We start from the raw sequence: 14,822 nt of genomic DNA, 5'->3' as shown, positions 1-14,822 counted from the left end.
GGCGACGATGGGCGCTTGAATCAGGCGGGGCCGTTGCCGCTCATGACGGCGTCTTCGTGGAGCTTCTTGAAGGTCTCGTTCCGGTTCGTGGAACGAACGAGCGCGTCCAGTTCCGTCGGGCCGATGGCGACGACCAGGTGGTCGTCCTTCCGGAAGGTGGCGGAGCGGGTGTGAAAGCCCTCGGTGAAGCCTCCGGCCGCGACGAAGAAGCCGAGGCGGCAGCGTCCTCCGCGGTTCCAGAGCTTGTCGCGGAAGATGACCAGTTCCCCGGGGCCGACGTGCTTCGACCAGTTCTTGCACTCGACGAGGATGTAGCTGCTGCTCTCGCGGGCCCAGAACGGATCCTGGGATTCGTTGCGGATGACGATGTCGATCTCTTCGTCCGCGCTGGTCCGGTTGGTGCTCGTGTTCATCAGGCCCGGCACGGTCTTGAAGAGGAGGACCAGGAGCTCTTCCAGCAGGCGGCCCTTGCGGTTGCCGTTGGTTTCGGACCGGCAGGCGGCCCAGAGGTCCTGGATCTCCTTCTCCCGCTGGGCGTGGGTGAGCGAGGCGAGGCGGCGCTCACGCACGGCCTCGGAGGCATTGCGCACCTTGATGCGCAACATCATGGGAAGGGTGGGGACCTTTTCCAGATAGTCGTAGGCGCCGTCCTTGAAGGCGCGCTCAATCATCTTCGCGTCGGCATACGCGGTCGCGACGATGACCTTGGCGCCCGTGAGGACGATCTCCGAGATGAGGTCGATGCCGGAGTCGCCACCGGAGGAACCCTGGAGGCGCTGGTCGAGGACGACGACGTCCCAGGATGATTCCTGGAGGCGGGCCTGGGCGGTCTTCCGGTCCGGAGCCCATTCGACGCGGTAGCCCTCGGGGACGAGGATGTCCTGGTAGGTCTCGAAGAAGGGCTTCTCGTCGTCGACGACGAGTACGGTGCCTGGAGAAGTCATCGTGGTGTCCTCTCTGCCACAGGCAGGCGCATCCGGAAACGGGCACCGCCATCGGGTTTGTCCACGCAGGCGACTTTGCCGTGCAGTTCGATCTCGACGACCTCCTTGACCAGGGCCAGACCTTCACCCGCGCCACCGGAGCGGAGGGAGATACCGCGCTGGAAGATGCGCTCGCGGTCCTCGGGACGGACGCCGGGACCGTCGTCGTCCACGGTCAGGAGGAGGTTCCGCTGGTTGTCCTCCAGGATGCAGTCGATGACGACTTGCTTCGCGCCGGCCTGCTCCGCGTTCCGCAGCAAATTGACGATGGCGAGGACGAATCGCTCCCGGTAGCCCGACAGGGAGGGGAGGTCAGGGGCTACATGAAGCTGGGTGCGCAGTGACGTGGCAACACTCGCGACCGCATCCGCCAACACGCGGAGGACATCGAAACCTTCGGGCGCACGTGCTGCCAGTTCAGAGGTCTTGAGCAGATCCGTGACGAACTTCAGTGCGCGGTCAATGCCCGGGTCGATGCGAGGGCGGAAGCGGGCGACCTCCGCTTCAACCTGACTGCCCACCACGGAGCTGTAGAGCGACCCGAGAGCGATCTGCGCCGGAATGAGTGCGTTCCGGATCTCGTGAACGACCAGTCGTGCTTGTCGAGCGGTAGCGATGGCCGAGGAGTTGAAGACCATATCGAGACCTGGCCTGCCGCCACCTTCCTTCTCCAGTGCGGTCAGCGATTCGTCCTGGCTGAGCGTGGCCGCGAGAACGGAGAAAGGCGTTTCCGTAGGCGTCAGCAGGGCTTCCAGGAGACGCTTGCCTTCGTTCAGGAGCCTGTATCCGCTGTATGGATCGGATAGGTCGTTCATGCCCTCGATGTATTCAAGGACGCCCAGCGACCCAAGCCGCCGGAGAGTCGCCCAGGAGTGCGCGAGCCCGGACTCATCCCACGTGCTCTCGAGACGAATGTCTTCTGGGATTTGGAGAAGGTGCCTGGCGGTTTCCCTGCTCAGTCGCCAGTCATCAATGGGTCCCATCGATTGAGCGACCTCGACTTGGAGAAGCCACTGGATGGCGTCTCGTCCGCTCAAGCCCAGAAGGACTTCCCCGATGGGCCCCACTTCATGGCGCTCTCCTAGTTGGCGAATGGCGCGAACCTCTATCGCGTACTTTGCGACCCCGTTGAGTTGTGACGTGCCTCGAGGAGGCCCTTGATGCCAGGCCTTGTCGGCCAGACGGTCAATCTCCAGTCGACGCGTCAGCGATGAAGCGGGCCCGTTGAACCCCATGCGACGCGTCATTCCGAGGAGCACATGCTCTTCAATGACACTGCGTGGTTCACCATGCAGAAAGCCTTCCTGGAGCAGGATGGCAAGGTTGATGGCGAAACTCACGACGCGATCATCCGAAGTCCATTTTCGATGGAGGTCGAACAGGAGTCCGGGGGGAAGTTCCCCGGGTTCTCGCTCAAAGTGTTCGACGAGTCGGATGAACTCCGCACGCACCCATTTGGCTTCTGGCACGAAGAGACTTGAGGCCGGCCGTCCGTCCTGCGCCGAGCGCACGCTCTGAAGGTACTCTTTCAGGTCCTCGATGAAGCTCATGGCTCGGCATCATTCCACCAAATGGGATGGGCCCGCCGCGTTCTCTCCGCGACGGGCCCTGGCTCTGCGCTTCAACTCAAACGGCTACTGGCCGTGGTCCATGGGCTGCTGGGGCACCTGCTGCGGTGCTGAGCCACCGCCCGTGCCCTGCTCGGGCTGGGGGCTCTGGTGGTCGGTGCCCGTGCCGTGCGGCTTCGCGTCCGTGCCGCTGCCGCCCGCGTTCTGGCCCTGGTCCTGGTCGCCCTGCGCGCCGCTGCCTCCCACGCCGCCGCTTCGCGACGGCTGCGCGCCGGCCACGTTGCGCTCCACCACGATCTCCACGCGGCGGTTGTTGGCCCGGCCCTCCGCCGTGCTGTTCGAGGCCACCGGCCGGGTCTCACCCACGCCGCGAATCTGGATGCGGTCCGGCGGGACGCCCTGGTTCACCAGGAAGTTCTTCACGCTGTCCGCACGGCGCTCCGACAGCTGGTCGTTGTAGTCCTCCGAGCCTCGCGAGTCCGTGTGGCCTTCGATGAGCAACGGGTTCTTCGCTTCCTTCAGCGCCGTCGCCACCTCCGACAGCCGGTCGCGCGCCGCGGGCAACAGCTCCGTCGCGTTCGTCGCGAACAGCACGCTGCCCGACAACGTCACCACCGTGCCTCGCGCCTCCTCGCGCACCTTCACGTTCTCGTCCTGCAGCTTCGACAGCGCCTGCGTCGCGCGCTGCTCCGCCTGGAGCCTCGCCTGACGCTCCTGCTCCAGCTCCTGCGTGCGCTGCTGGAGCTGCTGGTTCAACTCCGCCAGCCGCTGCGCTTCGGCCTGCTGCTGCTCCAGGCGCCGCTGCATGTCCGCTTCCATCTGCTGACGCTGCTGCGCGTCCGCCGTGCGCATCCGCTCGGCTTCCTGCGCACGCTGGGCCTCAAGCTGCTGGCGCTGGGCCTCGTACTGCTGACGCTGCTGCTCGTACCTCGCGCGCTCCTCCTCCTGCTGACGCGTGAGGTTCTGCGCGCGCGCCTCCTGCTCCTGACGCAGGAGCGCCTCGGCCTGCGCCCGCTGCTGCGCGGCCAGGTCCGCCTCGCCGCGCGCCTGGGCGATCTCCGCCTTGCGCAGGGCCACGTACGCCAGCGAGCGTGTCGTCACCGAACCCTTGCTCTCCGCGTACTCGTTCTCCGCCTCCTGCAGGGCCGCCCGGGCCGCCGCCACGTCCGCGGGGCGCTCACGGCCCTCGGGGCTCGTGGACACCTCGCGGTAGGCCTGGCGCGCCGCGGTCAGCTCACTGGGCGGAGGACCGTGCGCACACCCCACCGAGAGCGCCGTGACTCCCGCGACCGCAAACCATCCAAGTTTCCAACGCTGCATGACTCGCTCCTCGCAAAACTAGAGGTGGGGACTCACTGACGGTTGCGGAGGGACTCGGCCTGCTCGCTGGCCCGACGCGCCTCGTTCTTCAGGGGCACTGCCCGGGCGAGCGCCGACGCCAGGTCCGCATCCGCGGCCGCCTGACGGAAGCGCAGCTCCGCGGCCTCCTGCTCGCCCTCCTGGACCAACCGCTCACCGTCGGCGATCTGCTGACGCGCGAACTCCAGATGCCTCGCGGCCTCGGGCACGTTCGGCGCCTGCGAGTTCTCCGCGGAACGCAGCGCCGCCTCCGCCTGGACGCGTTGGTTGTGGGTGGACGTCGCAATCACCTGCTTGCCTGCACAGCCAAGGGCCGCGATGGAGAGCAGGGCGGCGGCGAACAGCTTCGGGCGCATGGATCACCTCATGCCGGTGGGAAATGCTGGGACGCTCCGGCGCGGCCCAGAGGGAGTTGGTTTGGAAAATGGGACCCGTGCACCCACTCGGCATCGGCGACCCGTCCCCACCCGGCACGCTGGCCAAGGGGGTTGACAGGCGTCGTGTAGGGAACGAGGCGTGCCCCACTGAGACGCTGTGCACGGGTTGCTGGCCGCGCGGCGGAAGGGGCGCTAGAGGGGGAACATGCGCCTGCACCTCGTGGACGGCACGTATGAGCTGTACCGGGCCCACTACTCGCCCAGGCCGGGCACCACCGCTCCGGATGGACGCGACGTGAAGGCCACCGCGGGCGTGATGGACTCGCTGCTCGCCCTGCTGCACGACGAGCAGGAGGCCGTGACGCACGTGGCGGTGGCGTTCGACAACCCCATCCGCTCGTTCCGCAACGCGCTGTTCGCTGGTTACAAGGGAGACGAGGGCGTGCCGCCAGAACTGCGCGCGCAGTTCGACCTGGTGGAGGAGGCCGTGGCGGCGCTGGGCGTGCGCGTCTGGTCCATGAAGGACCAGGAGGCGGACGACGCGCTGGCCACCGCGGCGGCGCGCTGGGCGGGCGAGGTGGAGCAGGTGCGGCTGCTCACCCCGGACAAGGACCTGGGCCAGTGCGTGCGCGGCCAGCGCGTGGTGCAGGTGGACCGGCGGCAGCAGAAGGTGATGGACGCGGAAGCAGTGAAGGCGAAGCTGGGCGTCGCGCCGGAGAGCGTTCCGGACCTGCTGGCGCTGATGGGCGACGACGCGGACGGCATCCCGGGGCTGCCGGGGTTCGGGGCGAAGGGCGCGGCGGCGGTGCTCCAGGCGTATGGACACCTGGAGGCCATCCCGGACAACGCCGCGGAGTGGACGGTGAAGGTGCGGGGCGCGGACAAGCTGGCGGCGACGCTGAAGGCATCTCGCGACGACGCGCGGCTGTACCGCACGCTGGCCACGCTGGTGGAGGACGCGCCGCTGCCGGGCACGGCGTCGCTCGCGGACCTGGAATGGAAGGGCGTGCCGGAAGCGCGCTTCAAGGCGTTCTGTGAAGGATTGGGATTGAAGAGCCTCCAGCGCCGGCCAAAGCGCTGGGCGGCATGAGGAAGCCATGAGCATGGAATTGAAGCCCCCGCCGTCTGACGGCTGGGTCCCCACGCTGGACGACACCCCCTTCACCCGCATGGGCGGCGAGCAGGCCGTCCACGCGCTGGCGGAGGCCTTCTACGACGTGATGGACGCGGAGGAGCCCGCGCTCGCGGCCATCCACGAGCTGGACGCGGAAGGGAAGGTGAACCGGGGCACGCGCCAGCGCTTCGGCATGTTCCTGGTGGGCTGGCTGGGCGGGCCGCAGCACTACAGCGCGACGCACGGCCACCCCCGGCTGCGCATGCGCCACGGCCACCTGCCGGTGGACACGGCGATGCGGGACGCGTGGCTGCGCTGCATGCAGAAGGCCATGGACAAGCAGGGCATCACCGGCGGCCTGCGTGGCTTCCTGGATGATCGCTTCGCCCAGGTGGCGGACTTCCTTCGCAACACGGAAGGATGAGGTTCACCGGGTCCATCCGCATCACCTGTCCGCGAGAGCGCGTCTTCGCGTACACGCAGGACCATGGACAGCGGCTCGTCTGGGACACGTTCCTGCGTGAGGCGGTGCTGATGGACGGCGCGACACAGGCCGGGCCGGGCGTGAAGGCCTGGTGCGTGTCGTGGCACGGGCTGGGGATGGAGACGGAGTACGTGTCCTTCCAGCCGTCCCTCGCCACGCCTGCCCAAACCGGCCGCCTGAGTGCCTGCCCGCCCGGCAGTGGCCGGACGGGCGCCGAGCCCCCACCCTCTGGTTTTCACCACCGGCATCGGGGGATGGGGTCCATGCGAACGAACACTGAACTCTGGACGGCGGCGGGCTTCGGCGTCCTCGCCGGGATGCGCAGCATGACGGCGCCCGCGGTCCTCACGCGTGAGCTGTCGCGCAAGCCGACGCGCGCGTTGAAGCGGGCCCTGCCGGGCCTCACGTCGAAGAAGGTGTCCCAGCGACTGGGGCTCCTGGCGCTCGGTGAGCTGGTGGGGGACAAGAACCCCAAGGCTCCTCCTCGCACCGCGCTCCCGGTCCTGTCCGGCCGCATCCTCTCCGGGGCCATCACCGCCGCCGCGGTGTCACGCAAGCGCAAGGGCGCGCGGATTGGCTTCGCCCTCGTCGGCGCCGCCACCGCCATCGCCTCCAGCTACTTCTTCGTCGGCTTCCGCCGGCTCCTGACACAGCGGCTGCGCGTGCCGAACGTGGCCGCGGGCCTGGTCGAGGACGGCCTCGCGCTGGCCCTGGGCTCCCGCCTCACGCAAGCGCTGCGGTAGGCCCCGCGCCCTGGCTCACCCCGGTGTCTTGCCGGCGGTGAGCCTTGCCTCCAGCCGCGCCAGCACCGCGTGCTCCGCCCGTGCCCGCTCCGCCAGGGGCGCGAAGAGCAGCCGCGAGCGCAGGCCCATGCCTTCCGTCAATTCGAACTGGCGCAGGTCCTCCGGCAGCGCGAGCAGCACCTCGCCCAGCGGGCGCACCCGGTGCAACTGGTACGAACCCGCCGCCTCCAGCGCGCGCACCACGTCCGCCACGGGCTCCGCGCGGGCCATGGCCTTGCGCGACTGTTCCTCGTACCGCAGGCCCGCCTCCACCCGCTCCTCCAGGTCCGCGAGCACCGCCGCCGACGTGCGCTGCGCCTCCTTCACCAGCCGCAGCGGATCCAACGCCCGCTCCACGCGCCTTCGCACCGCCGGGGATAGCGCCCGCGCCCGGCCCTCCACACGCGACAGCACCGCGTCCCGGTAGCTCGCCGCGAAGCAGACCACGAACAGCGCCTCTTCCAACGGCGCCCGCTCGCGCCCGGCCAGCCCTTCCGCCAGCGAGCACAGCCCCTCACCGGTCAGCACGTACCGGCGCCCCCGGGGCAGCCCCTTCACCGGAGCGCTGGTGCCCGCCTCCGCGTGGCCCGCGCGCACCAGCCGCTCCAGCGTCCGCCGCACCTGCGTCAGGTCGATGTCCTGCGAGGGCCGGGTGACGTCGTGCTCCACCCAGTTGGTGAACAGCAGGAAGTAGAAGCGCACGTCCGACACGCGAAACCCGCCCGCGCGAGCACCCGCTCCATGCGCCGCGAGCAGCGCCGCCTGCACGAAGGTGGCCTGCGTGTCGATGTAGCCCAACCGGGCCGTCAGGGTGCTGTTCCGAGCCATGCCCGGGAGGATGCCAGCCCCCGTTCCTCCCGTCCCAGCCCTCCCAGGTGACAGTGTCAGTCCGGGCGAAAGCCATCTCCCGGAAGGTCCTTCGTAGAAGGGGCTGGTCCGAAATCACGGAAGGATTCCCATGCTGCCCTGGCTCGTGCTCATCGCCGGTTTCTGCTTTCTCATTGAACAGCTGTCCCTGGGGTGGAAGCTGCCCCGCGTGCGCGGCTGGCATTCGCGGGTGGTGCTCATCAACCTGGCGCAGGTGGGCGTGGTGGTGCTGGGCGGCTACACCTGGGAGCGGTGGTTCTCCGCGCACTCGCTCTTCCACCTGTCCCGGCACGTGAACCCGGTGGTGGGCGGGGTGCTGGCCTACCTCATCGCCACGTTCGTCTTCTATTGGTGGCACCGCGCGCGGCACGAGAGCGACGTGCTCTGGCGCTTCTTCCATCAAATCCATCACAGCCCGCAGCGGCTGGAGGTCATCACCAGCTTCTACAAGCACCCGCTGGAGATGACGGCCAACAGCCTCATTGGCGGGCTGCTCGTCTACACGGTGCTGGGATTGAGCCCGGCGGCGGGCGCCATCTACACGGCCTGCTGCGCGCTGGGCGAATACTTCTACCACACCAACATCCGCACCCCGCGTTGGGTGGGCTGGTTCTTCCAGCGTCCGGAGATGCACCGCATCCACCACGAGTACGGCAAGCACAAGAACAACTACGGCGACCTCCCCATCTGGGACATGTTGTTCGGCACCTACGAGAACCCCGCCACCTGGGACGCCGCGTGCGGCTTCGACGACGCGAAGGAGCAGCGGCTGGGGGACATGCTCGCCTTCCGCGACGTGCATCGCTCCTAGGCGGTGGCACACTGGCGCCCCCTTCGCTTCATCCGTGAGGTTGCGCCATGAGCAGCTCGCGTCGGCAGTTCCTGACCCACACCGTGATTGGACTCGCGAGCACCGCCGTCTCCGCGGCGCCGGACGCGGGCACGTCCGCACCGCCGGCCGGTGCGCCGCCCACCTTCGGCGCGGGCCCCACGGTGGGCCCGGAGGTCAGCCCCACCACCTTCGCGGAGGCCGAAAAGCTGATGCAGGTGCAGCTCACGCCCGCCGAGCGCACCCAGGCCGCCAGCAACTGGCGCGTGTCGCTGGCCCCGCTGCACGAGCGCCGCACCGGACCGCGCAAGCTCGCGCTGGAGCCCACGCTGTCGCCCGCCTCGCAGTGGAACCCCTCGCTGCCAGGACTCAAGTCCACTGTCCCCGTGAAGGCCCGCTTCGTCCGGAGCCGCGACGCGAAGCTTCCGCTGCCCGCGAAGGAGGAGGACATCGCCTTCGCGCCGCTCACGCAGCTGTCGCGCTGGGTGCGGTCGCGCGCCATCACGTCGGAGCGGCTCACGCAGCTCTACCTCGCCCGCTTGAAGCGCCATGATCCGAAGCTCCAGTGCGTCATCACGCTGACGGAGGAGCTGGCGCTCCAGCAGGCCCGGCAGGCGGACAAGGACCTCGCGGCGGGGCGCTACAAGGGCCCGCTGCACGGCATCCCCTGGGGAGCGAAGGACCTGGTGGACACCGCGGGCATCCGCACCACCTATGGCGCCGAGCCGTTCAAGGACCGCGTCCCCACCACGGATGCCGCCTCGGTGGCGCGGCTGCACCAGGCGGGCGCCGTGCTGGTGGCGAAGCTCAGCCTGGGCGCGCTCGCGCTCAATGACATCTGGTTCGGCGGCGAGACGAAGAACCCGTGGCTGTTGGAAGAGGGCTCCTCCGGCAGCAGCGCGGGACCGGGCGCGGCGACGGCCGCGGGGCTCGTGGGCTTCTCCCTGGGCAGCGAGACGGGCGGCAGCATCATCTCGCCGTCCATGCGCTGCGGCATCACCGGCCTGCGCCCCACCTACGGCCGGGTGCCGCGCTCGGGCGCGATGACGCTGTGCTGGTCACTGGACAAGCTGGGGCCCATGACGCGCGGGGTGGAGGATTCGCTCCTGGTGCTCGCGGCGCTCCATGGCGCGGACGCGGGTGACGTGGCGAGCGTGTCCGTGAAGCTCGACTTCGACGCGAACGCGCCCGTGAAGGGGCTGCGCGTGGGCTACGTGCCCGCGTGGATGAAGGAGAACCCCGCCACGGACGTGGACCGCCAGGCGCTGGAGACGCTCAAGGGGCTGGGCCTGACGCCGGTGGAGGTGCGGTTCCCCGACTGGCCGTACTCCGCCCTCAACGTCATCCTCTTCGCGGAGGCCGCCGCCGCGTTCGAGGAGCTCACGCTCAGCCACGGCGTGGACGCGCTGAAGATGCAGACGCCGGACGCGTGGCCCAACCTCTTCCGCCAGTCCCGCTTCCTGTCCGCGGTGGACTTCGTCCAGGCGGACCGGCTGCGCCGCAAGGTGGCGCAGGAGATGGCGCGCATCATGTCCCAGGTGGACGTGCTGCTCGTGCCCTCGCTGCGCGACGAAGCCCTCACCATCACCAACCACACGGGCCACCCGTCCCTCACGCTGCGCACCGGCTTCGTGGAGGTGTCCAAGGCCCGCAGCGACTGGGCCCCGGACCCCAAGCGCCCCATGCCCACGTTCAGCACGCCGCGCCGGGTGCCCCATGGCGTGACGCTCATCGGCCAGCTCTTCGACGAGGGCACCCTGGGCCGTGTTGGCATCGCCCTGGAGCGCGCGTCCGGTGTGGCCGGGGAGCGCCCGCCCGGCTTCTGAGGCCGAGCGTCGGCTGACGCACGCCAGGGCCCTCCCCCAAGGCCGGGGGAGCGGACAGCCAGCGACCCCCGGGCCCCTGTTCCCCGGGGTGGCACACCCGCACCTTCCGCGCCGGTCAATGCAAGGGGAGGGTGTATGGGATTGCCAAAGCCGGGAGTGAAGCTGTGGTGGATGTTGGCGTTGCTGGTGGCGCCGGTGGCGAATGCCTTCACGGACGCGGACGCGGTGCGCGTCTTCACGTTCGCCCGGGCTCAGCTCGCGGACACCATCACGGAGATGCCCAGCGTGAACCGCTCTCCCAAGGCCTCCACGTCCAGCGGGACGTGGACCACGGTGGCCAACACGGACCGCATCGCGTGGACGCAGGGCTTCTTCCCCGGGAGCATGTGGTTCATGTTCCAGGTGGCCAACGAGCCCTACTGGCGCGACCGCGCGGACATGTGGACGCGTCCCCTGGAGGTCCAGAAGACCAACACGGAGACGCACGACCTGGGCTTCAAGATGTACAACAGCTACGGCAACGCCTACCGGCTCACCGGCGACCCGTACTACCGCGACGTGCTGCTCACCTCCGCCGCGTCGCTGGCCACGCGCTACAACAGCACCGTGGGCATCATCGATTGTTGTGATTGGAACTCGAACTGGAACATCCCGCTCGTCACCGACACGATGATGGACATCGAGCTGCTGCTCTGGGGCGCCCAGAACGGCGGCCCCGCGGTGTGGCGCACCATGGCGGTGAACCACGCGCTGCGCACGCTCCAGGACGCGGTGCGCGCCAATGGCAGCTCGTTCCACTACGTGGACTACAACAACAACGGCACCATCCGTTCGCGGGGCACCTTCCAGGGCTACTCCACCACCTCCACCTGGGCGCGCGGGCAGGCGTGGCTCATCTATGGCTTCACCATGGTGTACCGCTACACGGGGGATGCACGCTTCCTCACCGCGGCCCGCCGGGTGACGGACTACTACCTGGCGAACCTGCCCGCGGACCGCGTGCCCAACTGGGACTTCAACGCCCCCAGCCAGTCCAAGGACTCCTCGGCCGCGGCCGTCGTCGCGTCCGGCCTGCTGGAGCTGAGCAGCCTGGAGACGGACGCCACGCGGCGCACGACCTACCGCAACGCCGCGCTGGCCATGCTCGACTCGCTGGCGTCGCCCGCGTACCTGGCGCAGGGCACCAACAGCCCGGGCCTCCTGCTGCACGGCGTGGGCAACTTCCCCGCGGGCCAGGAGATCAACGTCAGCCTCATCTACGGTGACTACTACTTCCTGGAGGCGCTGCTGCGCTTCAACCCGCGCCCCAACTACCCCTGGTACTCGAAGCTGAGCCTGCCGCGCGGCCAGCACCTGCTGGGCACCACCAACACGGGGACGCGCATCGTGGAGTTCGACCTCACGCCCCTGGCGGACAACCTGGGCGGCGGCGTGGTGGGGTGGACGGACAGCTCCACGGAGGTGACGGCCTTCAACCGGCTGAACATGGCGCTGCGCATGAGCGAGGACGGCATCTTCCAGGTGCGCAACGGCGCGGGCTACTCGTGGATCCGCCGGGTGCCGTACGTGAAAGGCCAGACGTACCACTTCCGCATGAACGTGGACCTGCTCGCGCAGCGCTACACCGTCTGGGTGACGCCGCCCGGCGCCGCGGAAGTCCTCCTGGTGGACCGCGTCGCGTTCCGGTCGGACGGGCCGCCCATCAACGACCTGGGCCGCGCCGCGGTCATCTCCACGGTGACGGACAGCGACTTCCGGGTGAACAACCACCGCGTCTACGCGCCCACCGCCAGCGTCGCGGCCGCGCTGAACGCCCCGGCCCCGCTGCCGGAGGCCCTGTGGAAGGCGCTGGACGCGCCGGCCCCCATCTCCACGGGCCCCGCGATTCCGTCCGAGCGTTGACAGCAGGCGCCTGTCCGGTGGCCCGCCCGTCGTCGGGGTGGGCCACCGCGGGTGCATGGGAGGCGGAACGCGGTTACATCCGCCGGGTGACGAACCTGGACCTCTTCCTCCCGGAACCCGCCCCGCGCCCGGCCGCCGTGCCCCGGGGCCCTGGCCCGCTCGACCGGCTGCTGAAGGTGTCGCGCATCTACCTGGAGCCCGGCGTGCGGGAGTCCGCGCGAGGCCGGGAGATTCTGGAGCGCTGGCCGGACGCGGAGCAGGTGGAGGTGGCCTCGCACCAGCACATCCCCGGCCTCTTCGGCAACGAAGGCAACGTGGAGGCCTGGAACCGCATCAAGGGCAGCACGCTGGTGCTGGGCGTGAAGAAGACGCTGTCGTTCATCGCGAATGACCGCAGCTCGGACTTCATCGCGCCGTCCACGGCGAACGGCTGCGTGATGGCGTGCGCGTACTGCTACGTGCCGCGCAACAAGGGCTACGCGAACCCGGTCACGGTGTTCGTGAACATCGACCGCATCCAGGAGGCCATCCGCAAGCACGCGCACAAGCGCGGGCTCAAGCTGGAGCCCAACACGGTGGATCCGCACGCGTGGGTCTACGACATCGGGTGCAACAGCGACTGCGCGGCGGACGCGGCCATCAGCGACAACGTGCGGGACCTGGTGCGGCTGTTCACCACGCTGCCCAACGCGAAGGCCAGCTTCGCCACCAAGCTGGTGAACCGCGAGCTGCTCACCTACGAGCCCAAGGGCAGGACGCGCATCCGCTTCAGCCTGATGCCGCACGCGCCCGCGAAGCTGCTGGACGTGCGCACCAGCCCCATCGCGGAGCGCATCGCCGCCATCGACGACTTCGTGGTCGCCGGCTACGAGGTGCACCTCAACTTCTCCCCGGTCATCCTCCACGACGGCTGGCAGGACGCCTACGTGGAGCTGTTCCAGCAGATTGACGCCGGCATTGGCGAACGGGCGAAGCAGCAGCTGGCGTGTGAAATCATCTTCCTCACGCACAACGCGGGCCTGCACGAGGTGAACCTGCGCTGGCACCCGAAGGCGGAGGAGCTGCTGTGGCGGCCTGGAATCCAGGAGACGAAGGTGTCCCAGGGCGGCGGCGTCAACGTGCGCTACCGCACCGGGTTCAAGGGCCGCCACGTGGCGGAGTTCCAGGCCCTGCTCGCGAAGCACCTGCCGTACTGCCGCGTGCGCTACGCCTTCTAGGCAGTCCGCCTGGAAGCCAACGCGTCAGCACAGGGCCCACGGCGCGGCCAATGAGGCGCCAGGGATACGCGGCCCACCGGAGGCCGGCCTCCAGAAGCGAAGCACCCGGACCTGCCTGACACTCGGACACGCTTCCCAAATCCGCTCGCGTCACATCCTCTCCGACGTACGCCATCTCGGGCTTGCATGGAGCGAACATCGAGGCGGTAGGAGACCGAGGCGCCCCATGGTCCGGCGCCAGGTCAAGGGCTGCCACCCGGGGACAGGGCACCCCCGGGAGTGCTTCGGTGTCCCTGGAGTCATGTGCCACTGGGCCAGGGCCATGCACCTCCAGGCAGGGGCGTTCCCCTATCGCGTCATCCGGAGCGGTGGCTGCGGCAAGAGCTTCGGCTTGCGCGATGGCTGAAGCAAGCTCGCTCGGGAGTTTCTCCTGGGAAGGATGGGCCGCAGGGGAAACAGGCTCCTTGAGAGCAGGAGCAAAGGCGTCCAGCACAAGGTCGTCGCAAGCCTTCATCAGCGCCGGCAGCTCATGCTGGAGGGCCCGCGTATCGCGATCATGCAGGGCATCCTTCGCGCAGTTCACCCACTGGCGCAGCGGCTCACCTCCCAGAAGAGGCAGCAGCTGGGCCGCGCCGACCATGAAGGCCCGCTGCAGGGATTGCACGAGGAGCACATGCCCGGGCCGGTCTGCTACTCGCGCCGCCAGCCGCAGCAACTCGAATTCCACCCGGGCGCAGTAAGCCCCCGACTCCCAGCGTGCCGCGTCCCAAAGCCCGAAGCAGATGCTCCCCAGTTGGTCCAGGTCCCGCTTGGAGGCCCGTGCGCAGCAGTCAGACAGCAGCTCCACCAGCACCTGCCGCCGGAGGCTGAAGTAGCCCTCCAAGAGCCACCGGGCCTGCGGCGAGCGCGTGTCATGCAGCGCCAGGCCCAGGTTCTCCAGCGTCAGCGACTCATCCAGAGGTACCGCGCGCGTCTTGCGTCCAGGCCTCTGCACCACCAGGCCCCGTGCCGCCAGCCGCCGCAGCGCTTCACGGATGGTGCCCCGGCAGACGTCATAGCGACGCGCCAGCTTTGCTTCCGAGCCGAATCGCCCGCTCGGGTGAATCCGTCCCAACGCGATGTCGCGCTCAATCTGCGCTTCCACGTACGCCACGAGTCCGCCGTGCCCCATCCCCATTCCCCTTCCTCGTTCCAGCATCGCCATCCAACCACAGGGGTCTGACATGGACGCGTGGGGCCCACCGCCCGCGTCGGCTGACTGGAAGGGGCGCCCTCCGGAGCCGGACGAAAAAAACCTGTCCGACTGTCGGACAGGTTTTTTAGCAACCGCCCCCGGCCGGGCGCCTCTGCCCGAGGCTTGGGCCTGGCGTCCTGGCGCGCACGACATGGCGGCCTGCAGCTGTGCCTCGCGAGGTGCATCGCTGGTTCATTCGGCGCGACCTGTCCAACTGTCAGACATGTTCTTGGGCTCTGCCGGTGTCCCGCCCCTGACCGTCAGATGCGCACCTCGTCAC

Annotated in this window: 13 protein-coding genes; 7 read left to right on the top strand and 6 right to left on the bottom strand. The window is 69.0% G+C overall.

Features of this window, described 5'->3' with window-relative positions:
* Positions 1–20: 20 nt before the first annotated feature.
* The 4 genes from D7X96_RS03665 to D7X96_RS03650 all read right to left on the bottom strand — a co-directional run bounded on the left by D7X96_RS03665 (position 21) and on the right by D7X96_RS03650 (position 4,266).
* Positions 21–944 carry a response regulator gene (locus D7X96_RS03665; protein WP_121768995.1) on the bottom strand — a complete coding sequence of 308 codons (924 nt, stop codon included), beginning with the start codon at positions 942–944 and terminating at the stop codon, positions 21–23.
* Positions 941–2,533 carry a sensor histidine kinase gene (locus tag D7X96_RS03660; RefSeq protein WP_121722278.1) on the bottom strand — a complete coding sequence of 531 codons (1,593 nt, stop codon included), beginning with the start codon at positions 2,531–2,533 and terminating at the stop codon, positions 941–943. Before D7X96_RS03660 ends, D7X96_RS03665 begins: the two co-directional genes overlap by 4 nt.
* 84 nt (positions 2,534–2,617) lie before the next feature.
* Positions 2,618–3,871: an OmpA family protein gene (locus D7X96_RS03655; protein ID WP_121768994.1), complete on the bottom strand. Its 1,254-nt coding sequence runs from the start codon at positions 3,869–3,871 to the stop codon at positions 2,618–2,620.
* A 32-nt stretch (positions 3,872–3,903) separates the two neighbouring features.
* Positions 3,904–4,266: a DUF4398 domain-containing protein gene (locus D7X96_RS03650; protein ID WP_121768993.1), complete on the bottom strand. Its 363-nt coding sequence runs from the start codon at positions 4,264–4,266 to the stop codon at positions 3,904–3,906.
* Positions 4,267–4,492: 226 nt separating this feature from the next.
* Between D7X96_RS03650 and D7X96_RS03645 the strand changes: the two genes are divergently transcribed.
* From D7X96_RS03645 to D7X96_RS03635, 3 genes are read left to right on the top strand one after another with little or no spacing between them, the layout of a single operon-like run.
* Positions 4,493–5,377 carry a 5'-3' exonuclease gene (locus tag D7X96_RS03645; RefSeq protein WP_121768992.1) on the top strand — a complete coding sequence of 295 codons (885 nt, stop codon included), beginning with the start codon at positions 4,493–4,495 and terminating at the stop codon, positions 5,375–5,377.
* A 7-nt stretch (positions 5,378–5,384) separates the two neighbouring features.
* Positions 5,385–5,825: a group II truncated hemoglobin gene (locus D7X96_RS03640; protein ID WP_120547246.1), complete on the top strand. Its 441-nt coding sequence runs from the start codon at positions 5,385–5,387 to the stop codon at positions 5,823–5,825.
* Entirely contained in the window at positions 5,822–6,628 is an 807-nt protein-coding gene (locus D7X96_RS03635; RefSeq protein ID WP_121768991.1) for a hypothetical protein, read from the top strand. The genes D7X96_RS03640 and D7X96_RS03635 overlap by 4 nt, the downstream gene beginning before the upstream one ends.
* 15 nt (positions 6,629–6,643) lie before the next feature.
* On the opposite strand, the gene D7X96_RS03630 is transcribed toward D7X96_RS03635, so the two are convergent.
* Positions 6,644–7,495 carry a hypothetical protein gene (locus D7X96_RS03630; RefSeq protein WP_121768990.1) on the bottom strand — a complete coding sequence of 284 codons (852 nt, stop codon included), beginning with the start codon at positions 7,493–7,495 and terminating at the stop codon, positions 6,644–6,646.
* Between the two features lie 130 nt (positions 7,496–7,625).
* Between D7X96_RS03630 and D7X96_RS03625 the strand changes: the two genes are divergently transcribed.
* From D7X96_RS03625 to D7X96_RS03610, 4 genes are all read left to right on the top strand, one after another.
* Entirely contained in the window at positions 7,626–8,345 is a 720-nt protein-coding gene (locus D7X96_RS03625; protein ID WP_120547248.1) for a sterol desaturase family protein, read from the top strand.
* Positions 8,346–8,392: 47 nt separating this feature from the next.
* Positions 8,393–10,189, top strand: a complete 1,797-nt coding sequence (locus tag D7X96_RS03620) for an amidase (protein WP_121768989.1) — start codon at positions 8,393–8,395, stop codon at positions 10,187–10,189.
* A 135-nt stretch (positions 10,190–10,324) separates the two neighbouring features.
* A complete protein-coding gene (locus tag D7X96_RS03615; protein ID WP_121768988.1) occupies positions 10,325–12,091 on the top strand; it encodes a glycoside hydrolase family protein in 1,767 nt (588 codons plus the stop codon).
* A gap of 17 nt (positions 12,092–12,108) precedes the next feature.
* Positions 12,109–13,308 (top strand): spore photoproduct lyase family protein, encoded by a 1,200-nt coding sequence (locus D7X96_RS03610; protein WP_244219435.1) that lies wholly within the window; start codon positions 12,109–12,111, stop codon positions 13,306–13,308.
* On the opposite strand, the gene D7X96_RS03605 is transcribed toward D7X96_RS03610, so the two are convergent.
* Positions 13,229–14,485, bottom strand: a complete 1,257-nt coding sequence (locus D7X96_RS03605; protein ID WP_167510794.1) for a FadR/GntR family transcriptional regulator — start codon at positions 14,483–14,485, stop codon at positions 13,229–13,231. The two genes, D7X96_RS03610 and D7X96_RS03605, sit on opposite strands and share 80 nt — an antisense overlap.
* Between the last annotated feature and the right edge of the window lie 337 nt (positions 14,486–14,822).

It is taken from the genome of Corallococcus interemptor (assembly GCF_003668875.1).
GTDB lineage: Bacteria > Myxococcota > Myxococcia > Myxococcales > Myxococcaceae > Corallococcus > Corallococcus interemptor.
This window is presented reverse-complemented; position numbering and strand designations above follow the sequence as displayed.

Excerpts from the sequence above, each read along its gene's own strand:
- D7X96_RS03615 (WP_121768988.1), top strand. The coding sequence starts at position 10,325 with ATGGGATTGCCAAAGCCGGGAGTGAAGCTGTGGTGGATGTTGGCGTTG.
- D7X96_RS03630 (WP_121768990.1), bottom strand. The coding sequence starts at position 7,495 with ATGGCTCGGAACAGCACCCTGACGGCCCGGTTGGGCTACATCGACACG.
- D7X96_RS03645 (WP_121768992.1), top strand. The coding sequence starts at position 4,493 with ATGCGCCTGCACCTCGTGGACGGCACGTATGAGCTGTACCGGGCCCAC.
- D7X96_RS03625 (WP_120547248.1), top strand. The coding sequence starts at position 7,626 with ATGCTGCCCTGGCTCGTGCTCATCGCCGGTTTCTGCTTTCTCATTGAA.
- D7X96_RS03620 (WP_121768989.1), top strand. The coding sequence starts at position 8,393 with ATGAGCAGCTCGCGTCGGCAGTTCCTGACCCACACCGTGATTGGACTC.
- D7X96_RS03665 (WP_121768995.1), bottom strand. The coding sequence starts at position 944 with ATGACTTCTCCAGGCACCGTACTCGTCGTCGACGACGAGAAGCCCTTC.
- D7X96_RS03650 (WP_121768993.1), bottom strand. The coding sequence starts at position 4,266 with ATGCGCCCGAAGCTGTTCGCCGCCGCCCTGCTCTCCATCGCGGCCCTT.
- D7X96_RS03605 (WP_167510794.1), bottom strand. The coding sequence starts at position 14,485 with ATGGGGATGGGGCACGGCGGACTCGTGGCGTACGTGGAAGCGCAGATT.
- D7X96_RS03640 (WP_120547246.1), top strand. The coding sequence starts at position 5,385 with ATGAGCATGGAATTGAAGCCCCCGCCGTCTGACGGCTGGGTCCCCACG.
- D7X96_RS03655 (WP_121768994.1), bottom strand. The coding sequence starts at position 3,871 with ATGCAGCGTTGGAAACTTGGATGGTTTGCGGTCGCGGGAGTCACGGCG.
- D7X96_RS03660 (WP_121722278.1), bottom strand. The coding sequence starts at position 2,533 with ATGAGCTTCATCGAGGACCTGAAAGAGTACCTTCAGAGCGTGCGCTCG.
- D7X96_RS03635 (WP_121768991.1), top strand. The coding sequence starts at position 5,822 with ATGAGGTTCACCGGGTCCATCCGCATCACCTGTCCGCGAGAGCGCGTC.